The sequence below is a fragment of the Streptomyces sp. NBC_00258 genome, from assembly GCF_036182465.1.
GTDB lineage: Bacteria > Actinomycetota > Actinomycetes > Streptomycetales > Streptomycetaceae > Streptomyces.
Window position 1 is genome coordinate 4,549,603 of the sequence record NZ_CP108081.1, and the last position, 13,219, is coordinate 4,562,821.

Below are 13,219 nucleotides of genomic sequence, written 5' to 3' on the forward strand. Positions count from 1 at the left end.
TCCCCCTGTGACGCGTGTCCCGCCGGGCGGGCGGGGTTCGTCCGCGTGCGCAAGTGCGGGCCGGTGGGGTTTGAGCGCGCAGTCTCCCGCGCCCGTGGGTGGGTGAGGATTGGCGTGACCGGTCAAGTGCGGGTCCGGTGGGAGTTGAGCGCGCAGTTCCCCGCGCCCCTAAAGACAAAAGACCGGGCGCAACCCCCTGCTTTCAGGGGCGCGGGGAACCGCTCGACCAGCCCCCACCGGGCCCGCACCCACCCACAGCCCTCCAGCCCCTCCCCACACGCACCACCCACCCAGCCGAACCTCCGGGCAAAAAATCTCCAGGCACAAAAAATTCGGGCCCCGCCCACCAGGACAGGACCCGAACCTCACGCACAAACAACAAACAACAAACAACAAACGGCAAACGACCTACCGCCGGGCCACACCCTCGGCCCGAGCCGCCGCCGCGACCGCCGCGGTGACGGCGGGAGCAACCCGCTCGTCGAACGGCGACGGAATCACGTAGTCCGCGGCAAGGTCGTCGCCGACGACCGAAGCCAACGCCTCAGCCGCAGCGATCTTCATCCCCTCGGTGATCCGAGAGGCCCGCACCTGAAGCGCCCCCGCGAAGATCCCGGGGAACGCCAGCACGTTGTTGATCTGGTTCGGGAAGTCCGACCGCCCGGTGGCGACGACCGCCGCGTACTTGTGGGCGACATCGGGATGCACCTCGGGATTCGGGTTCGCCATGGCGAAAACGAACGCACCCTCGGCCATGGACGCGACGGCCGGCTCCGGCACCGTACCGCCGGACACGCCGATGAAGACGTCGGCCCCGGCGAGCGCGGACTCCAGCGAGCCCGACAGTCCCGCCTTGTTGGTCATGGCGGCGAGTTCCCGCTTGACCGGCGTCAGGTCGTCCCGGTCCGTCGACACGATGCCCCTGCGGTCGGCGACCGCGACGTCCCCGAGCCCCGCCTCCAGCAGGAACTTGGCGATGGCGACCCCGGCCGCACCCGCACCCGAGATGACGGCCCGCAGCTGCCCGAGGCTCCGCCCGGTCAGCCGCGCGGCGTTCCGCAGGGCCGCCAGCGTGACGACGGCCGTGCCGTGCTGGTCGTCGTGGAAGACGGGAATGTCGAGCCGCTCCTGCAGCTTCCGCTCGATCTCGAAGCACCGGGGCGCCGAGATGTCCTCCAGGTTCACGCCGCCGAAGGACGGCGCGAGCCGCACCACGGTCTCGACGATCTCGTCGACGCCGGTGCAGGCGAGCGCGATCGGCACGGCATCGACCCCGCCGAACTGCTTGAACAGGATCGCCTTGCCCTCCATCACGGGGAGGGAGGCCTCGGGCCCGATGTCACCGAGCCCGAGCACGGCGGTGCCGTCGGTCACGACGGCGACCACGGACGACTTCCACGTGTAGTCGTGGACGAGCTCCGGCTGCTCCGCGATGGCCATGCAGACCTTCGCGACGCCGGGCGTGTACGCCAGGGACAGGTCGTCCTTGTCACGGACGGGCACCGTGGCCTGCACGGCCATCTTGCCGCCGCGGTGCAGCGCGAATGCCGGGTCGAAGGAATCGAGGGGCTCGGCCCCGCCTTCCTGATCCGTACTGCTGTCGCTGCGAGGATTGACGATCTCCGCTGCCACTTTGTTTTACCCCTTAAGTCTTAACGGTTGAGGGTCTCCGCTCCGGGTGAGGAGCAGGCGGGCACCGCGTATGTCCCAGATGACGGTTACGTACGTGTACGTACGGGTCATACGCGACGGGCGCGCCGCACACGCGCCCTGAGCCCCGGATGAGGGGTGTAAGGAACCTTCTTACCCGACGGACCGCATCGCAGACGAGTCCATGGCGCGAAGGTCACACGTCGACGGCGGAAGGTCACATACCGGAGGACCGCGAGCCGGATACAGGCCGAATACCGGCCGTATACCGGAGAACGAAGGTCACATACCGGTGACGGGACTCATGACTGAATATGCCGAACGCGCCCATTTTGCGAACCATCCACCGATGCGCACCGAAGCACCGCGTACGCGGAGAAGCGGTCGCCCGTTTCGCCCAGTACACCGAAGATCTTCCGGCCGTGACGGGGGGTTTTCCGCACAAGATCCGGCTTCGACGGACCGACTCGGTCCGGTTCGGGGGTCACCCGTTATCCGATTTTGACATGGCAGGCACCCTGAAGGCGCGAGTCCGAATGGCAAGATGCCGTAATCACACGAGGTCGCGACACCCGAAGGTGTGTGTTCTCGTCGACCCATCGGCTACTGCCGACCCATCGGCAACTCCACCCACCCGCCGGAGGAACCCACCATGACCGCAAGCTCCACCCGTCGTACGACCGCAGCGCAGTCCCGGATAGCCGCGGTCGGTGCGATCGCGGTCGCAGGCGCCCTGCTGCTCACCGGCTGCGGTGACCAGACCAAGGACAAGGACAGCGGCAGCTCGGACACCGCTGACTCCAGCGCGGCGCCGCTCGCCGACCAGCTGCCCAAGGCCATCCGCGACAAGGGCGTCATCAAGGTCGGCTCGGACATCGCGTACGCGCCCGTCGAGTTCAAGGACGACTCCGGCAAGACCGTCGGTATCGACCCCGACCTCGCCGACGCCATGGGCAAGCAGCTCGGCGTGAAGTTCGAGTTCGAGAACGGCACGTTCGACACCCTGCTCACCGGCCTGCGCTCCAAGCGGTACGACATCGCGATGTCGGCGATGACGGACACCAAGGACCGCCAGGAGGGCATCGACGCCGACACCGGCAAGAAGGTCGGCGAGGGCGTCGACTTCCTCGACTACTTCACCGCGGGCGTCTCGATCTACACCAAGCAGGGCGACGACCAGGGCATCAAGACCTGGGACGACCTCTGCGGCAAGAAGATCGTGGTGCAGCGCAACACCGTCTCGAACGACCTGGCCAAGGCTCAGGCCAAGGAGTGCCCGGCCGGCAAGAAGCTCTCCATCGAGGCCTTCGACAACGACCAGCAGGCCCAGACCCGGCTGCGCGCCGGCGGCGCCGACGCCGGCTCCTCGGACTTCCCCGTCGCGGCGTACGCGGCGAAGACCTCCGGCGGCGGCAAGGACTTCGTGGTCGTCGGCGAGCAGGTCGAGGCCGCTCCGTACGGCATCGCGATCGCCAAGTCGAACACCGAGCTGCGGGACGCCCTGAAGGCCGCGCTCGACGCGATCATCAAGAACGGCGAGTACGACAAGATCATCGCGAAGTGGGGCGTCGAGGCGGGCGCCGTCAAGGAAGCCACCCTCAACGGCGGCAAGTGACCGCGTTCCCAGCGGCACTGAAAGGCAACATCCGTGACTGTTGACATCGACAAGACGGCCGGCCCCCAGGACACTCCCCCGGGCGGACCGGAGGCCATCAAGGCCATTCCGGTCCGTCACTACGGGCGGTACGTCTCGGCCGTCATCGCGATCGCGATCTTCGTCTCGATCATCTACGCGTTCGCCCAGGGCAAGATCAACTGGGGTGCCGTACCGGACTACTTCCTCGACGACCGCATCCTCAAGGGCGTCGGCCAGACGATGCTCCTCACCGTCCTCTCGATGGTGATCGGCATCGCGGGCGGCATCCTGCTCGCGGTGATGCGTCTGTCGAGGAACCCGGTGACCTCGTCGATCGCGTGGTTCTACATCTGGTTCTTCCGTGGCACCCCGGTCCTGGTGCAGCTCGTGGTCTGGTTCAACCTGGGCCTGGTCTTCCAGTACATCAACCTCGGTCCGATCTACAAGGACTACTGGTCGAGCTTCATGACGCCGCTGTTGACGGCGCTCCTGGGACTCGGCCTGAACGAGGCCGCGTACATGGCGGAGATCTGCCGCGCGGGTCTCCTGTCGGTCGACGAGGGCCAGACCGAGGCCTCGCACGCCCTGGGCATGAGCCACAGCAAGACCCTGCGGCGGATCGTGATCCCGCAGGCGATGCGCGTGATCGTGCCCCCCACGGGCAACGAGGTCATCAACATGCTGAAGACGACCTCGCTGGTGTCGGTGGTCCAGTTCGCCGAACTGTTCCGGTACGCCCAGGACATCGGCCAGTCCTCGGGCGCACCGGTGGAGATGTACTTCCTGGCCGCCGCCTGGTACCTGGTCCTGACCTCGGTGCTCAGCGTCGGGCAGTACTACATCGAGCGGTACTACGCCCGCGGTTCGAGCCGCTCGCTGCCGGCCACGCCGTTCCAGAAGATCAAGGCGAACATGCTGTCACTGTCCAACCGCTCGGGGGGAGGGGCCAACGCATGAGCACCGACATGATCAAGGACTCGACCGCGGCGGGCTCCGGTACGCCCATGGTGAAGGCCGAAGGCGTCCACAAGTCGTTCGGCCCGGTCGAGGTCCTCAAGGGCATCGACCTCGAGGTCAAGCCCAGCGAGGTCTTCTGCCTCATCGGCCCCTCCGGCTCCGGCAAGTCGACGTTCCTGCGGTGCATCAACCACCTGGAGAAGGTCAACGCCGGGCGCCTGTACGTGGACGGGGAGCTGGTCGGCTACCGCCAGCGGGGCGACAAGCTGTACGAGCTCAAGGACAGCGAGGTCGCGCGCAAGCGGCGGGACATCGGCATGGTCTTCCAGCGCTTCAACCTGTTCCCGCACATGACGGCGATGGAGAACGTCATGGAGGCGCCGATCCAGGTCAAGGGCGTCACCAAGGCGCAGGCCCGGGAGCGTGCGGCGCAGCTCCTTGAGCGGGTCGGTCTCGCCGACAAGGCGGGCAACTACCCCTCGCAGCTCTCCGGTGGCCAGCAGCAGCGGGTCGCCATCGCCCGGGCCCTCGCCATGGACCCGAAGCTGATGCTGTTCGACGAGCCGACCTCGGCCCTCGACCCGGAGCTCGTCGGCGACGTCCTCGACGTGATGCGCGACCTCGCCGAGTCCGGTATGACGATGATCGTCGTCACCCACGAGATGGGCTTCGCCCGGGAGGTCGGCGACTCGCTGGTCTTCATGGACGAGGGCGTGGTGGTCGAGGCCGGCAACCCGCGGGACGTGTTGACGAATCCGCAGCAGGAGCGGACGCAGTCGTTCCTGTCGAAGGTGCTTTAGCCGTCCGGCGGTTCAGCAGGCGTTCGAAGGGGCGGTACGGATCATCCGTACCGCCCCTTCGCGTGCCGCGGTCGTGTGGCCGACGCCGGGCCGGTTCGACGCCTGCGGGCCGGTGGGGGCTTGTCGCGCAGTTCCCCGCGCCCCTGAAAAGCAGGCCTACGCCCCGACCTTTCAGCCCATCCGGCACTCGAGCACAAGGCCGTTCAGACCGACTCTCCACCCACCCAGCCCGTCCAGCGTTCGAGGACGAGGCCGTTCAGGCCGACAGTGGGGGTCTGGGGGCGGCAGCCCCCAGGGATGGGACGGGTAGGGGCGGCGGGGGCGAGGAAAACCCGCTACTTGAGGGCCAGCACCAGTGCGTCCGACGGCGAGCGCCAGACCGCGCGGGCCTCCGCGAAGCCCCTTTCGCGCAGCACACGCGCGTGCCACTCCACGGACGGAGTGTCCCCCTCCGCATGCTCGCCGTAGATCTCGAACCGGCGGGCAGTCGGCTCGGCGAGGACGGGATCCTGGGCAGCGAGCTGCCACCACTCGGCCCAGTCGAGGACACCGGCCGCCTTGGCCTCGTCCATGCGCGCGTGCCGCTGGGCCCGGTCCGCCGCGTTGATCCGCGGAGTCGTCTCGTCGATCATGTGGTCCGCGTTCATGAACACACCGCCGTCACGGACGAGTTCCGCGACCTGACCGTAGAGGACCGCGAGGGGCTCGCTGTGCAGCCAGTGGAGAGCGGTGGCCGTGAGGACGGCGTCGTACGAGTCGTACGGCAGCCGCGTCGGCCAGTCGGGGTCCTTGAGGTCGGCCGTGACGAAGGTGACCCGGTCGTCGCCCCGGAAGGTGCCCTCGGCGATGGCGAGGAGCGCGGGGTCGAGGTCGACGCCGGTACTGACCGCCTTCGGGAACCTTTCGAAGAGGCGAGCCGTGATACTTCCCGTACCGCACGCGAGGTCCAGGACGCGCGGCTCGGGGCCCACGAGGGCCTCGACCATGTCGAGCATGACCCGGAAGCGCTCCTCACGGTCCGGCATGTACCACTCCTGCTGCCGGTCCCAGCTCTCCTGCCAGGCAGCCCAGTCGGCTCCGATGTCGGTCGTCATGGATACCCCTCTCCCCTCCAGCGTGTAATACCCTGAAAGTGCAATTAGCCATTACCTGTCCGCACCACGACGATAGAGTGCCTCCGTAAGGACTACAAGTGGAACTGGCCTATTACTCGGATTACGCCGTACGACTCGTCAACAGCGAGGAACCGGCCCGGGGCAAGGACGCGCTCACCTCGGTCGAGGCCGTCCGCGACCTCTTCGGCGGCAACTCGTCGGCGGCCCGCCGCGCCACGGACGCGGACGTGACCCGCTTCCGCGGCGTACGGGCCCGGCTGCGCGCGGTCTTCGAGGCGGCCGACGGCGGCGACGAGACCCTCGCCGTGGACCTGTTGAACTCACTGCTGCTGGAGTTCCCGGTGAGCCCGCAGATCTCCGGCCACGACTTCCGGGACGACGACGGCCGCCCGCTGTGGCACATGCACCTGGCGGACCACCCGTCGAACGCGACCGCGGGGTACGCCGCGACCGCCGCGATGGGCCTGGCCTTCCACCTCACCGAGTACGGCGTGGACCGCCTGGGCCTGTGCGAGGCAGCACCGTGCCGCAACGCCTACCTCGACACCTCGACGAACCGCTCCCGGCGCTACTGCTCGGACCGCTGCGCGACCCGGGCGAACGTCGCCGCCTACCGGGCCCGCAAACGCCTGGAGGCGGACCGGTCGGAGAGCACCGGCCTCGCGGCCGACAGCACCCAGCGCGCGACCGCGAACGGCGAGCGCTGACCCTTCTTCGGCGGCCGGTACCGGAACCGGACCTTCCCGAGGACCAGTTCCTCGGGCACGGTCCCGTAGTCGGTACTGTCCCCACCCGCGTACGCGTTGTCGCCGAGCACCCACCAGCCTCCCTCGCGCCGCTCGGCCGCGCGCTTGACGACCAGCAGGTCCTGCTGGAACGGATGACGCAGTACGACCACGTCACCGGGCCTGATCCGGGCCCCGTACTGCACGACGAGGAGGTCCCCGTGCTGCAGTGTGGGCACCATGGACGGCCCCGTCACCTCGGCCGTACCGAAGGGCAGGGCGGCCCTTCCACGCTCGGTCTCCTGCGACAGCTCCGGCATCACCGGCACCTCCCCGGTCCTATCCTCCACGAGTCCCAGTCTCACCCTGGACTTTTGTCCTAAGCCCATGGGGGCACTCGCGAAAACCCGTCCCTCACGGAGTAATGTCCCACCTGAGAAGACGATCACGAGGAAGGACAGCTCAATGCTCTCCCGCCTGTTTGCCCCCAAGGTCAAGGTCAGCGCACACTGCGACCTGCCCTGCGGTGTGTACGACCCGGCCCAGGCCCGCATCGAGGCGGAGTCGGTGAAGGCCGTGCAGGAAAAGATGGCCGCCAACGACGACCCGCACTTCCAGGCTCGCGCCACCGTCATCAAGGAGCAGCGCGCCGAGCTCGCCAAGCACCACGTCTCGGTGCTCTGGAGCGACTACTTCAAGCCCCCGCACTTCGAGAAGTACCCGGAGCTGCACCAGCTGGTCAACGACGCCCTCAAGGCCCTCTCGGCCGCCAAGGGTTCGACCGACCCGGCCACGGGCCAGAAGGCGCTGGACTACATCGCCCAGATCGACAAGATCTTCTGGGAGACCAAGAAGGCGTGACCCAACGCCTTCCGTTTTCGCGGTGGAGGGGCCCGGCCAGTACCTTGGCCGGGCCCCTTCCGCGTTGCCCTGTCGGTGGGCCGTGGCATGCTGAGGGGCATGAACACGGAAGATCTGGTCCGGCTGCGCAGGGCGCGCGACCGGATGGACCGTGAGTACGCGGAGCCGCTGGACGTGCCCGCGCTCGCACGCACGGCGCTGATGTCGGCGGGCCACTTCCAGCGCAGCTTCCGGGCGGCCTTCGGCGAGACTCCGTACAGCTATCTCATGACGCGGCGCATCGAGCGCGCGAAGGCGCTGCTGCGGCGCGGCGACCTGAGTGTCACGGAGGTCTGCATCGCGGTCGGGTGTACGTCACTGGGGTCGTTCAGCTCCCGCTTCACCGAGCTGGTGGGCGAGTCCCCGAGCGCGTACCGGGCCCGGCCGCACGACGAGGGGGCGGCGATCCCGGCCTGCGTGGCGAAGATGTACACGCGGCCCACGCGCGTCCGGGCGTTCGAGCCCCCGTCCTGACGGCCGGGGTGGTCTCGGGGCCGGGGTGCTTCGAAGACAGCGGCTCGCTTCAGGTCTGCAGGCGGGACGCGCGCGCCCGGAGGTAGCGCTGTTCCGGGCGGCTGAGGGTCTTTGCGGCGGCCGACTCGTAGGCGGTGCGGGCGGCCTCGGCGTCACCGGACCGTTCCAGGAGGTGGGCGCGGACCGCGTCGAGGCGGTGGCCCGTCGACAGCTCCCCTTCCAGGGAGTCGAGTTCGGCGAGACCGGCCTCCGGACCGTGGGCCATCGCGACGGCCACCGCGCGGTTGAGCCGTTCCACGGGACCGGGGACCAGCCGGACGAGGATGTCGTAGAGGCCGAGGATCTCCTGCCAGTCGGTGTCGTCGGGCGAGGCCGCCTCGTCGTGGACGGCGGCGATCGCGGCCCTCAACTGGTAGGGCCCCAGCCGCGGTCGGGTCAGAGCCCGCGTCACAAGGGCCACGCCCTCTTCGATCGCCGCCTTGTCCCACAGCGCGCGGTCCTGCTCGTCGAGCGGCACCAGTTCGCCGTGCGGCCCGGTGCGCGCGGCACGGCGGGCGTCGGTGAGCAGCATGAGCGCCAGCAGACCCGTCACCTCGCAGTGGCCGGGCAGCAGCGCGTGCACCGTACGGGTCAACCGGATGGCCTCGCCCGAGAGTTCGGCCCGCTGGAGCGCCGCCCCCGACGTGGCCGTGTACCCCTCGTTGAAGATGAGGTACAGAACGTGCAGGACGGCCGGCAGCCGCTCCTCCCAGTTCTCGGGGCGGCCGAAGCTCGTGCCCTTCACCTTCTGCTTGGCCCGGCTGATCCGCTGTGCCATGGACGCCTCGGGCATCAGATGCGCACGGGCGATCTCGGCCGTCGTCAGACCGCCGACCGCGCGCAGCGTGAGCGCGATCCGCGCGGGCTGCGTCAGTTCGGGGTGGCAGCAGAGGAAGAGCAGGGTGAGGGTGTCGTCCTCCGACGGCGCACGGTCTGCGCCGGGTGGCGGCGCGGTGAACGCGTCGCGCGGAGTGAGCGCCGCCGCCCGCTCCTCGCGCAGTCGGCGGGCCTCCTCACTGCGCAGAACGTCCGTGAGCCGCCGCGAGGCGACCTTGATCAGCCAGCCGCGCGGATTGTCGGGCACCCCGGCCTCGGGCCACTGCCCGGCCGCCGCGAGGAGCGCCTCCTGTACGGCGTCCTCGGCGGCGTCGAAGTGCCCGTACCGGCGCACGAGCGCGCCGAGGACCTGCGGCGCGTGGCGGCGCAGCAGGTCCTCGATCTCGGTCGTACGCCCCGACGGACGTCTCGGGGGACCGCTCACACGTCCCCGCTGCCGTCGGGGATCGGGCGGATGACCAACGGGTACTGCTTCGTGCCCTCGGGGACGGGGCACTCGAGGACCCGCGCGGCGATCTCCGTGACCCGCTCCAGGCTGGCGCAGTCCAGGACCCAGTAGCCGGCGAGCACTTCCTTGGTCTCGCTGTACGGTCCGTCGGTGATCACGGGCTTCCCGTCCGGGCCCCGCTCGACGAACCGGGCCTTCGCGGGCTCCGACAGACCGTTGGCGTCGACGATCTCCCCGGTCTCGGCGAGGTCGTTGTTGATCGCGCCCATGTGCGCGTACATGGTCTGGATGTCCTGCTCGGTCCAGGTGGGCGCGTCGGCGGAGCCCTTGCCGCTCTGCGCCGCGTAGTCCGCCTGCGTGCCCTGGATCATCACGAGGTACTTCATGAGTCCGCTCCTTCGGTTCGGGCCACCCGCACTGGGCGGCTCTCACAGGGGACGTCGGAGCCGGGCCGCGGTTCTCTACAAGCGCGCGGAAAAAAACTTTCCCGCGGCTTCTCGCGGGCCTCCGCACTCAGGAATCGCGCTCCGCGGACGCCTGGTCCGCGGGCGCCTGGCCGGCGGCCGCCTGGGGTGCCTCGGGCTCGCTCGCCAGGACGCGCTCCGACTCGGCCTCGGCCTTCTCGGCCTCCCCCTCCTCGTACTCCGCGCACTGGGGGTTCTGGCAGGGGCCCGCCCCCCACAGGGGCACGAAGACCCCGAGGGTCTTGTGCCGACGCACGACCGTGTCCACGGCCTGCTTGCAGACCGGACAGACATACTCATCGCTGGTCATGTCCCCAGGGTATTGCGGGAGGGGGCGCGCCGACAGGCGGGCGACGGCTCTGCCCCAGGAATCAGTGCTTCCTGCTGTACGTCCGCACGACCGCTCCGTTCTTGAACGTGCGCACCTCGCCGAGCGTGAACTCACCGATGGCGAACCCGGAGCCGAACATCGGCATGCCGGAGCCCAGCACGATCGGGTAGGTCTTGACGACGAGCTCGTCGATCTCGTCGACCAGCTCGCCCGCGAGCCGCGAGCCGCCGCACAGGTAGATACCGAGATCGCCGTCCTCCGCCTTGAGCTCGCGGACCTTGCCGACCAGGTCGTCGGAGATGATCTCGACGTTCGGGTCGGGCGACTCCTTCAGGCTGCGCGAGGCGACGTACTCGCGCATGTGGGCGTACGGGCTGGTGACGCCGATCTCCAGCGCGATGTCGTAGCTGGCACGGCCCTGGATGATCGTGTCGTACTTCTGGTTCGCCAGGTGGTCCGTGCCCGTCGCCCGACGGCCGTGGGTCGGCAGCGTCTCCGGGTATTCGGTCTTGAGGAAGTCGAAGAACTCCTCGTCGACCATCTCCACCATCATCTGTGCGTCGCCGCTCGGGTCGCCGATGAAGCCGTCGATCGAGCAGGCGATGAAATACGTGAGCTTTCGCAAGCCGGCCTCTTTCCGTAGGATGCGTGAACCACTCCATTCATAGTGCTTCATCTGTAGTGGTTGCAAGGGGATTTCCCAGGATCTCCCGTACGGAAGACAAGTAGGAGAAGGGATTCCGCATGGCGAGCAACCCGGAGCGCCGGGCGGCCCTGGTCGATGCCGGCGTGGAGGTGCTGGCGCGCGAGGGGGCACGCGGGCTGACGTTCCGCGCGGTGGACGGCGAGGCCGGGGTGCCGGTGGGCACGGCATCGAACTACTTCGGCGGCCGCGACGACCTGCTCCGTCAGATCGACGCCCGCCTCCACCAACGCCTCGCCCCGGATCCGAAGGTCCTGGCCGAACTCATGAAGGCCCCCAAGGACCGCGCCCTGGTCACGGCGTTCATGCACGACCTCATGGCCCGCGCCCAACGGGACCGCACGGGCTATCTGGCCCTGCTGGAGATGCGTCTGGAGGCCACGCGACGCCCCGAACTCCGCGCCTCCTACACGAAGACGATCCGCGCCGACCTCGAATACGGCATGGAGTTCCACCGCGGGGCAGGCCTCCCCGGCGGCGACGAGACGGTCACGGTCCTGTACCTCGCCATGCTCGGCCTGATCCTTGAGCACCTGACCCTGCCGGGCGTCCTGGAGGGCGTACTGCCGGGCGTGACCGTCCCGGACGGTCTGGTGGAGCGGATCGTCGCGACGATCGTGCCGGAACGGGGCGACCAGGGCCCGTCCGACGGCTGAGCGGACCGGGGCGCCCCGTCAGGGACGCGGGGAAGCGCGCGGCCGGCCCCCACCGGCCCGCGGACTACGAACCGGCCGCCCCGCCAAGCGATTCACTCGACGGGTCACGCCACATGGGCCACATCGACGGCCCGTCCGGAAGCTCGAGCGCGCTCCCCGTGAAGGCGAACCCGAGCCGCTCGTAGAGCCCTCGGCTGCGCGCACTGCTCGCCTCCAGATACGCGGCCACACCTTCGCCGTCACACCGGTCCAGCACATGCTGGACAAGCGCCGAACCGAGCCCCTCCCCCTGCCTGCCCGGCGCGACGGCGATCATCCAGAGGTACTCGTGGGCCTGCCCCTCCGGGTGGATCCCTGCGGTCAACCGGCCTATCAGCTCGACCCGTTCGTTCTCGGGATCGACCTCCTCGCGCATTTGGGCGGGCCCGTCCTCGTCGTCCTCACCGGTGGGCTCCGCGGGCATCGACAGCCACAGCGCACAGGCCGAGCCGTCCTCCGTGACGTCCACGTACCCCTCGGCGAGCACGGCGTCGACGAAAGCCCCCATCAGCAACGGATGCCTGCGCCGCCGGTGTTCCGCGTCGGGAAAGACCCAACTGCTCACCGGGTCGTTCTGGAAGGCCTCGTCGAGGAGCCGTGTCACGGCCTCCCGGTCGCCCTCGCCCGCTCTGCGGATCGCCACGCCCATAGCCCGCCCCTTTGGCTCAACTGCCCATGCCCACTCGGCCGTTGCAGCCTAGGCGATCACTTCGGCAGAAGACGGCGGGCCCCGCGCACCGTGGGGATGCGCGGGGCCCGCCGGAACCGGAACCCCTCCGCCTCACCGCGTTGTCAGGCACCGCGCGGCGAAGAGGGCCCCGGAGTCTCGTACCCATTACGGCCGACGGACGCCGTACCGCTCAGGGTGGAGTGGCAGAAGTGAAGTGAGGATGGGGGAGGGCCGGACGCGGGGCGGCCGGCAGGGGGCGGGCCGGACGCAAGGCGGACCGGACGCACGGCGGACCGGATACTGGGCGGACCGGATACTGGGCGCCTACCGCCCGGCCCGGCCTACCGCACCGAGCCGGGCCTGACCGAGCCGAGACAAGCCGGGCCGAGCCGAGCAAGGCAGCACCACACCCCGCCGCACCAAGCCAGGATCGGGCCGGATCGAACCGGGTCAGGACCCCACCCACCCCCAGGCACCGACAACTCACCCGCCGCGCGGCCTCATCCACCGCGCCCGGCCAAGCCATCCACCCGGGCAGCGCCTTCCCGCCCAAAGTTCCCCCGGCCCTCGCCCCCCGCGCCCCGACCCCTAGGCCTCTCGGCCCGCCTCGCCCCCGGTCCCCTCTGCCCCTGCCCCTCCTCTGCCTCCCTGCCCCCGCTTCCGACGCCGTACGGCTTCGGCTGCCGCGTCCCCGCGGGCACCGCACGGCATCGGCCACCCGATCTCTACATAGGCGCCGCCCTTCGATCACCCCTCACTCGTCGCACTCGTCCTA

The 13,219-nt window shown here is 69.4% G+C and carries 15 protein-coding genes; 7 read left to right on the top strand and 8 right to left on the bottom strand.

The window, feature by feature from the left end:
• Positions 1-408 precede the first annotated feature (408 nt).
• The gene (locus tag OG718_RS20115) at positions 409-1,632 is read right to left on the bottom strand and encodes an NAD(P)-dependent malic enzyme (protein ID WP_143636334.1); all 1,224 of its coding nucleotides are present in this window, start codon (positions 1,630-1,632) and stop codon (positions 409-411) included.
• Positions 1,633-2,302: 670 nt separating this feature from the next.
• Between OG718_RS20115 and OG718_RS20120 the strand changes: the two genes are divergently transcribed.
• The 3 genes from OG718_RS20120 to OG718_RS20130 are packed head-to-tail and all read left to right on the top strand — an operon-like array spanning position 2,303 to position 5,043.
• Entirely contained in the window at positions 2,303-3,265 is a 963-nt protein-coding gene (locus OG718_RS20120) for an ABC transporter substrate-binding protein (protein ID WP_143636338.1), read from the top strand.
• Between the two features lie 33 nt (positions 3,266-3,298).
• Complete coding sequence (locus OG718_RS20125) at positions 3,299-4,243, top strand: amino acid ABC transporter permease (RefSeq protein ID WP_143636340.1); 945 nt, start codon at positions 3,299-3,301, stop codon at positions 4,241-4,243.
• On the top strand, positions 4,240-5,043 hold the full coding sequence (locus OG718_RS20130) for an amino acid ABC transporter ATP-binding protein (RefSeq protein WP_373466178.1): 804 nt from the start codon (positions 4,240-4,242) through the stop codon (positions 5,041-5,043). The genes OG718_RS20125 and OG718_RS20130 overlap by 4 nt, the downstream gene beginning before the upstream one ends.
• A gap of 335 nt (positions 5,044-5,378) precedes the next feature.
• Here the strand turns inward: OG718_RS20130 and OG718_RS20135 are convergent, their stop codons facing one another.
• Positions 5,379-6,137 (bottom strand): class I SAM-dependent methyltransferase, encoded by a 759-nt coding sequence (locus OG718_RS20135; RefSeq protein WP_143636342.1) that lies wholly within the window; start codon positions 6,135-6,137, stop codon positions 5,379-5,381.
• A gap of 98 nt (positions 6,138-6,235) precedes the next feature.
• Here OG718_RS20135 and OG718_RS20140 point away from each other — a divergent pair, with 98 nt between their 5' ends.
• The gene (locus tag OG718_RS20140; protein ID WP_055618041.1) at positions 6,236-6,865 is read left to right on the top strand and encodes a CGNR zinc finger domain-containing protein; all 630 of its coding nucleotides are present in this window, start codon (positions 6,236-6,238) and stop codon (positions 6,863-6,865) included.
• Here OG718_RS20140 and sodX read toward each other — a convergent pair.
• Complete coding sequence (gene sodX / locus OG718_RS20145) at positions 6,769-7,203, bottom strand: nickel-type superoxide dismutase maturation protease (RefSeq protein ID WP_186001159.1); 435 nt, start codon at positions 7,201-7,203, stop codon at positions 6,769-6,771. The two genes, OG718_RS20140 and sodX, sit on opposite strands and share 97 nt — an antisense overlap.
• A gap of 145 nt (positions 7,204-7,348) precedes the next feature.
• Between sodX and sodN the strand changes: the two genes are divergently transcribed.
• Together sodN and OG718_RS20155 are read left to right on the top strand one after the other, a co-directional pair.
• Complete coding sequence (gene sodN / locus OG718_RS20150; protein WP_007491258.1) at positions 7,349-7,744, top strand: superoxide dismutase, Ni; 396 nt, start codon at positions 7,349-7,351, stop codon at positions 7,742-7,744.
• A gap of 99 nt (positions 7,745-7,843) precedes the next feature.
• On the top strand, positions 7,844-8,257 hold the full coding sequence (locus OG718_RS20155) for a helix-turn-helix transcriptional regulator (RefSeq protein WP_328844744.1): 414 nt from the start codon (positions 7,844-7,846) through the stop codon (positions 8,255-8,257).
• Between the two features lie 49 nt (positions 8,258-8,306).
• Here the strand turns inward: OG718_RS20155 and OG718_RS20160 are convergent, their stop codons facing one another.
• From OG718_RS20160 to OG718_RS20175, 4 genes are all read right to left on the bottom strand, one after another.
• Complete coding sequence (locus OG718_RS20160) at positions 8,307-9,557, bottom strand: RNA polymerase sigma factor (RefSeq protein WP_143636346.1); 1,251 nt, start codon at positions 9,555-9,557, stop codon at positions 8,307-8,309.
• A complete protein-coding gene (locus OG718_RS20165) occupies positions 9,554-9,967 on the bottom strand; it encodes a YciI family protein (protein WP_143636348.1) in 414 nt (137 codons plus the stop codon). The genes OG718_RS20160 and OG718_RS20165 overlap by 4 nt, the downstream gene beginning before the upstream one ends.
• Positions 9,968-10,094: 127 nt before the next feature.
• Positions 10,095-10,355 carry a hypothetical protein gene (locus OG718_RS20170; RefSeq protein WP_143636350.1) on the bottom strand — a complete coding sequence of 87 codons (261 nt, stop codon included), beginning with the start codon at positions 10,353-10,355 and terminating at the stop codon, positions 10,095-10,097.
• Between the two features lie 61 nt (positions 10,356-10,416).
• Entirely contained in the window at positions 10,417-11,001 is a 585-nt protein-coding gene (locus OG718_RS20175; RefSeq protein WP_306938046.1) for a dihydrofolate reductase family protein, read from the bottom strand.
• Positions 11,002-11,120: 119 nt separating this feature from the next.
• Here OG718_RS20175 and OG718_RS20180 point away from each other — a divergent pair, with 119 nt between their 5' ends.
• The gene (locus OG718_RS20180) at positions 11,121-11,735 is read left to right on the top strand and encodes a TetR/AcrR family transcriptional regulator (protein WP_143636354.1); all 615 of its coding nucleotides are present in this window, start codon (positions 11,121-11,123) and stop codon (positions 11,733-11,735) included.
• Positions 11,736-11,799: 64 nt separating this feature from the next.
• Here the strand turns inward: OG718_RS20180 and OG718_RS20185 are convergent, their stop codons facing one another.
• Positions 11,800-12,423 carry a GNAT family N-acetyltransferase gene (locus OG718_RS20185; RefSeq protein ID WP_143636356.1) on the bottom strand — a complete coding sequence of 208 codons (624 nt, stop codon included), beginning with the start codon at positions 12,421-12,423 and terminating at the stop codon, positions 11,800-11,802.
• Between the last annotated feature and the right edge of the window lie 796 nt (positions 12,424-13,219).

What these genes read in the sequence shown, in the direction of transcription:
- OG718_RS20180 (WP_143636354.1), top strand. Translation starts at nt 11,121, where the DNA reads ATGGCGAGCAACCCGGAGCGCCGGGCGGCCCTGGTCGATGCCGGCGTG.
- OG718_RS20135 (WP_143636342.1), bottom strand. Translation starts at nt 6,137, where the DNA reads ATGACGACCGACATCGGAGCCGACTGGGCTGCCTGGCAGGAGAGCTGG.
- OG718_RS20155 (WP_328844744.1), top strand. Translation starts at nt 7,844, where the DNA reads ATGAACACGGAAGATCTGGTCCGGCTGCGCAGGGCGCGCGACCGGATG.
- sodX (WP_186001159.1), bottom strand. Translation starts at nt 7,203, where the DNA reads ATGCCGGAGCTGTCGCAGGAGACCGAGCGTGGAAGGGCCGCCCTGCCC.
- OG718_RS20165 (WP_143636348.1), bottom strand. Translation starts at nt 9,967, where the DNA reads ATGAAGTACCTCGTGATGATCCAGGGCACGCAGGCGGACTACGCGGCG.
- OG718_RS20170 (WP_143636350.1), bottom strand. Translation starts at nt 10,355, where the DNA reads ATGACCAGCGATGAGTATGTCTGTCCGGTCTGCAAGCAGGCCGTGGAC.
- OG718_RS20130 (WP_373466178.1), top strand. Translation starts at nt 4,240, where the DNA reads ATGAGCACCGACATGATCAAGGACTCGACCGCGGCGGGCTCCGGTACG.
- OG718_RS20120 (WP_143636338.1), top strand. Translation starts at nt 2,303, where the DNA reads ATGACCGCAAGCTCCACCCGTCGTACGACCGCAGCGCAGTCCCGGATA.
- sodN (WP_007491258.1), top strand. Translation starts at nt 7,349, where the DNA reads ATGCTCTCCCGCCTGTTTGCCCCCAAGGTCAAGGTCAGCGCACACTGC.
- OG718_RS20185 (WP_143636356.1), bottom strand. Translation starts at nt 12,423, where the DNA reads ATGGGCGTGGCGATCCGCAGAGCGGGCGAGGGCGACCGGGAGGCCGTG.